Below are 4,693 nucleotides of genomic sequence, written 5' to 3' on the forward strand. Positions count from 1 at the left end.
TCGTAATTATGGGTGTAGCCAATGAACGCAGCATAGCATGGGGAGTAGCTAAATCACTGCACAATCAAGGTGCAAAGCTGGTTTTCACTTACCGTAAGGAAAGATCATTGGAAAAACTCAAAAAACTGCTCGAGCAGCATCAAATAGAAGCGTTGGAAGCCGTTTCCTGCGATGTGCTTGATGACAATAGTGTTATTGAGGCATTTAAGCAATTGGAGCAGAAGGTTGGCGTTATTCATGGCGTAGTTCATTCCGTCGCGTTTGCTGAGAAGGATGAGCTGCAAGGGGAATATTTAGACACAACAAGAGAAGGTTATCTGCTTGCGCAAAACTCCAGCTCCTACTCGTTAGTTGCCGTTGCGCGTGAAGCGAAGAAGCTTATGACCGAAGGCGGAAGCATCGTTACGCAAACGTATATCGGCGCAGAACGTGTGGTAAAAAACTATAATGTTATGGGCGTTGCGAAAGCCGCGCTTGAAGCCAGTGTAATGTACTTAGCTGAGGATTTGGGTAAATATGGCATTCGTGTTAACGCGGTATCTGCTGGTCCAATTCGGACGCTTGCTGCAAAAGGCGTTTCAGGCTTTAATGACATTATGTCCACGATCGAAGAAAGAGCGCCGCTTCGTCGCAATATAGATCAGGATGAAGTTGGAGATGCAACGATGTTTTTGCTTAGCCAGTTGTCGAGAGGCATCACAGGGGAAGTTCTTCACGTGGATGCCGGTTATCACATTCTTGCTTTGTAATTCGTTAAAATAAAAAATGGCTCAGATCTCATAACGAGGTCTGAGCTTTTTTTATGGATGTTTTAACCTATACGGTAGAGTCGATTCGAACTATAGGTAGATTTGTCTCCTGCAATTCACTTTATTTTGATTGAATAGCGGCTTTGATTTGAAGATTGACAGCTTTTACATTTATAGAAGGTAGTGTTTTATCTTCAAGCTTATACTTTTCTTTTAAGCTTAAAATGCGATAAACGCTTTTATCCAGCATATCCCTTGAAATAACGCCGTCGCGTGCATTTTTTTTGAGCGATTGGAGGACGGATAGCTGCGTTTTGTAATCATGTCCGATGAGGATGATATCACTTCCAGCCAAAATTGATGTGACTGCAGCTTTCCCAACATCAAAATGCTCCGTTATGCCGCCCATCGTCATATCATCAGTCATAACGACTCCTTCATAACCGAGTTCCTCGCGCAATAATTTCGAAATCATCTTTTTGGAAAGGGAAGCAGGGTAGTCTTTATCAATCTTCGGAATTAACAAATGGGCAATCATAATCGCATCGGTATCCTGCTGGATCGCTTCGACGAATGGAAGCAGCTCAAATGCCTTAAGCTCTGCCAAGGATTTATTCACGACTGGCAGATCGAGGTGAGAATCTACTGAAGTATCGCCGTGTCCTGGAAAATGCTTGACGACTGCAGCCACTTGCTTAGATTGAATGGCTTTCATCGTTTCCAGGCCATGTGTAATGACTGTTTCTGCGCTCGACCCATAGGATCGATTGCCGATGACAGGATTTTTTGGGTTGCTGTTAATATCTAATACAGGCGCAAAATCCATGTTAAATCCGATGGAGCGAACTTCTTCGCCAAGCGCTTGTCCAATTTGAAATGTGTAATCGGTATTGCCTGCTTTACCTACCTCAGCGGGGGGAGGAAGCTTAATGTACTCTTCGGGCATACGATTCACTTTCCCGCCCTCTTGATCGACACTTAACCATAGAGGTGTTTGGTTTTTTTGATTGGTTTCTTTTAGCTGATTAAGCAGTTTTAATATTTGTGCTGCATCGTTCATATTGTCCTTATACAAAATAAATCCGCCAACCCGGTATTTTTCAATCAGCTCTTTTGCCTGCTTATCCATTGAAGTACCTTCAAGACCTACGATGACCATTTGGCCGATTTTCTCATCTAAAGTCATGTTGGCGATTTTTTGTTTGAGCGGATCATTTTGTTCCGCTGGCTTGTCAGTCGATTTGTCAGTCGGTTTCGGGCTAGGCATAATCGTTGGCTGGTCACTTGGACGTATTGTTGGCGATGGAGATGTTGAAGTGTTACCCGTGCTGCAACTTGAACAAATGATTAAAAGGGTTAGTAGTGTAACTGCTTTTTTTATCATCATAAATTCCTCCCTCGTTGCATGATCACCTTTATTGGCACGACTTATGCCTGCTGACAATTTGAATATTGCTCATTTCCCCATCATAAGCTGTATAGGTTATGAAAGCTACTACACTTATTTTAAAGTCGAGGAGGACTATGATGGAGGATCATCCGCAAGATCCAAATAGCGGCACAGTTATCCCTCAGCCCATTCGAGCAAGTGATGGAACGGGAAATATAGACCAAGGTCCGCGTGATATTATGCGTGATATTGAAAACCCGAACATGCTCGTTCCCCCCGTTACCGATTCGGGTTTGCTTCCTAATTTGAAATTTTCATTCTCGGATACACATATGCAATTAAACAAAGGCGGCTGGTCACGCGAGGTAACCGTTCGAAACTTACCGATCGCAACAACTCTCGCGGCAGTCAATATGAGTCTCACAGCAGGCGGCGTTCGGGAGATGCACTGGCATCAGCAAGCCGAATGGGCTTATATGCTGCTTGGTAAAGCACGAATTACTTCAGTTGATCAAGCTGGACGCAATATGATCGCTGACATCGGTGAAGGAGATCTTTGGTATTTTCCGGCTGGCATCCCTCATTCCATTCAAGGGCTTGAGGGCGGCTGCGAATTTTTGCTTGTTTTTGATGATGGCACCTTCTCTGATCTGAATACATTATCCATATCCGATTGGTTTGCACATACCCCAAAAGACGTGTTGTCTGCAAATTTTGGCGTTCCCGAAAGCGCTTTTCAACATATTCCTACCGATCAGGTTTATATTTATCAGGATGAGGTGCCAGGGTCGATTGAAAGCCAAAAGGTGCAATCACCATATGGGGAGGTTCCATCTCCTTTTACACATCGCTTGTTGGCGCAGCCACCACTTAAAACTCCTGGCGGAAGTGTGCGGATTGTGGATTCCTCGAACTTTCCCATCTCGAAAACGATTGCTGCTGCCCTCGTAGAGATACTGCCGGGAGGAATGCGAGAGCTTCACTGGCATCCAAACAACGATGAGTGGCAATATTATCTTGCTGGACAGGGTCGTATGACCGTGTTTGCTGGAAACGGTGTCGCTCGAACCTTTGATTATCGGGCAGGTGACGTTGGATACGTACCATTTGCTTATGGACATTATATCCAAAATACGGGCAGCCAATCACTTTGGTTTTTGGAGATGTTCAAAAGTGATCGCTTTGTTGATGTGTCATTGAACCAGTGGATGGCGCTAACTCCGTGTGAACTGGTTGAAAGTAATTTGCATGTCGGTCCGGAGCTGATGGATGCCCTGCGCAAAGAGAAATGGCCTGTTGTAAAATATCCAAACTTCTCCTATAAACCGAAGTAAGCAGATATGATGATAATGAAGATTTTCTAAAAAGTGATTTCAAGCTTTTTGGGGAATCTTCTTAATTTTGTGGACAGGTTCTCTTCTAAAACAGCAATGTGGTAAAGTATAGCTATGCTGATAGATAGGAATAGTACAAATTTTATATAAGAACACGAACATAGGAGAACGATGATGCTGAAATATAATATTTGTTTTATTAAACGCGCTAATGAAATATTGTTGCTTAATCGAGAGAAATCCAGCTGGATGGGCTGCTGGAATGGGATTGGCGGCAAGCTTGAACCGCAGGAGTCTCCGAGGGAAGCGATGATTAGAGAGCTTGAAGAAGAAACGGGTATTCGTCATTACGATTTGCATTTTAAAGGATTAGTTACCTGGTCTGGCGATAATTTTGATTTTGGCGGCATGTATGCGTATTTAGCAGAAGTGCCGGCTTCCTTTGAATATGCGACACCTAAGAAAACAGATGAAGGGATTTTGGATTGGAAAACATTCGAATGGATTATGGATAAAAACAATGTCGGCATCGTGTCCAATATTCCAACCACACTGCCTATGATGCTGAATGAAGCCCATAGTTACGATCATCATTGCGTCTATAAAAACGAGAATTTAATGGATATAAAACATAAACAGATTTCTTCCAGCATCGAATCAGATACTTCTAGTAGAGAGCTATATTTAAGCGGTTACGCGATTAAACAAGAATCGCATAGATAATGAATGTACAGTAGAGAGGATGAGTCGATTGATTAAAGCGTTGGTCTTTGATTTTGACGGTCTTATTATTGATACGGAAACACCCTCTTATTATGCTTTTCGTCAAGTTTATGAGGAATATGGAGTAGAGCTGCCTGTGACGCTGTATGCCAAATGTGTAGGGACGTCGCTGGATCAATTTAACCCTTATACTTATATCGCCGATTGTGTAACTGAAACGATAGATTTAGCAGCTGTTAAAGCAAAATTCAAAGAAGTCTATGCAGAGCTGCTTAAGTCAGCTGATATTCGCCCAGGCGTGATGGACTACTTGAATGAGGCGAAGCGCATGAATCTCAAAGTTGGTCTCGCATCCAGCTCTCAGCTTTCTTGGATAAAGCCCTATTTGGTTAAACATCAATTGGATCATTATTTTGACAGCTTCAGTACGGCTGATGAGGTCGAACGGGTCAAACCTGATCCGGAGCTGTATTTGCTGGCGCTGCAGAAGCTTGGAG

5 protein-coding genes are annotated in these 4,693 nt (G+C 43.2%); 4 read left to right on the forward strand and 1 reads right to left on the reverse strand.

Annotated elements, in window-relative coordinates:
* Positions 1-749, forward strand: a 749-nt coding sequence (fabI, locus tag AB4Z17_RS32165; RefSeq protein ID WP_441964391.1) for an enoyl-ACP reductase FabI, incomplete at its 5' end; no start/stop codon positions are given.
* A gap of 121 nt (positions 750-870) precedes the next feature.
* On the opposite strand, the gene nagZ is transcribed toward fabI, so the two are convergent.
* Positions 871-2,136 carry a beta-N-acetylhexosaminidase gene (gene nagZ, locus AB4Z17_RS32170; protein WP_441964393.1) on the reverse strand — a complete coding sequence of 422 codons (1,266 nt, stop codon included), beginning with the start codon at positions 2,134-2,136 and terminating at the stop codon, positions 871-873.
* A 137-nt stretch (positions 2,137-2,273) separates the two neighbouring features.
* Here nagZ and AB4Z17_RS32175 point away from each other — a divergent pair, with 137 nt between their 5' ends.
* From AB4Z17_RS32175 to AB4Z17_RS32185, 3 genes are all read left to right on the forward strand, one after another.
* The gene (locus tag AB4Z17_RS32175) at positions 2,274-3,473 is read left to right on the forward strand and encodes an oxalate decarboxylase family bicupin (RefSeq protein WP_441964395.1); all 1,200 of its coding nucleotides are present in this window, start codon (positions 2,274-2,276) and stop codon (positions 3,471-3,473) included.
* A gap of 171 nt (positions 3,474-3,644) precedes the next feature.
* A complete protein-coding gene (locus AB4Z17_RS32180) occupies positions 3,645-4,196 on the forward strand; it encodes an NUDIX hydrolase (protein ID WP_441964397.1) in 552 nt (183 codons plus the stop codon).
* Positions 4,197-4,224: 28 nt separating this feature from the next.
* Positions 4,225-4,693: HAD family hydrolase (locus AB4Z17_RS32185; RefSeq protein ID WP_441964399.1), on the forward strand; the 469-nt coding region annotated here is incomplete at its 3' end.

The organism is Paenibacillus sp. TAF43_2, assembly GCF_052113545.1.
Taxonomy (GTDB): domain Bacteria; phylum Bacillota; class Bacilli; order Paenibacillales; family Paenibacillaceae; genus Pristimantibacillus.